Annotated in this window: 1 protein-coding gene; it reads right to left on the reverse strand. The window is 46.8% G+C overall.

The features are described from left to right. Window positions 1-30 precede the first annotated feature (30 nt). Complete coding sequence (gene dqlB / locus RTW80_RS27205; protein ID WP_000609149.1) at window positions 31-126, reverse strand: DinQ-like type I toxin DqlB; 96 nt, start codon at window positions 124-126, stop codon at window positions 31-33. Between the last annotated feature and the right edge of the window lie 346 nt (window positions 127-472).

The raw sequence follows: 472 nt of genomic DNA on the forward strand, positions 1-472 counted from the left end.
TTCCTGCCCTTAGTTACGTTTCCGCAGTCATCAATCGATGAACTGACGGATCAGTTCCAGAACTGCAATCAGCGCGTTTGCAACGGCGACCACAGCCCTGAGAACGATGATTAACAGGTTAATCATCCGTTTCTCCAGGTTGATACTGGAGGAAGTCGCCGTTGCTTGCTCATACATCGCCTGTCACAACGGCTCTCTCACATTGTTGGATGTAGAGTACCTTCCCCCTGCCAGAGCACTGAACACAGCACCACCTGTTTGTTCAGCCAGGACTTTAATTCGTTCATACCCAGATAGCACAGGGTTTCGAAGCAAGGGAGGCACACTGTACAGCGCCAACACAAAGATTATACAGATGCACGCATAAAATTCATTTAAAGAAATGGCCATTGACAGACAATCTGAAGTCAAACTAGACAACTGGTGTCTAGTGCCATAATATTGTGGATGTTGGATGTAGAGTATCTTCCTC

Source organism: Escherichia sp. AM3 (assembly GCF_032029835.1).
Taxonomy (GTDB): domain Bacteria; phylum Pseudomonadota; class Gammaproteobacteria; order Enterobacterales; family Enterobacteriaceae; genus Escherichia; species Escherichia coli.

What these genes read in the sequence shown, in the direction of transcription:
- dqlB (WP_000609149.1), bottom strand. Translation starts at nt 126, where the DNA reads ATGATTAACCTGTTAATCATCGTTCTCAGGGCTGTGGTCGCCGTTGCA.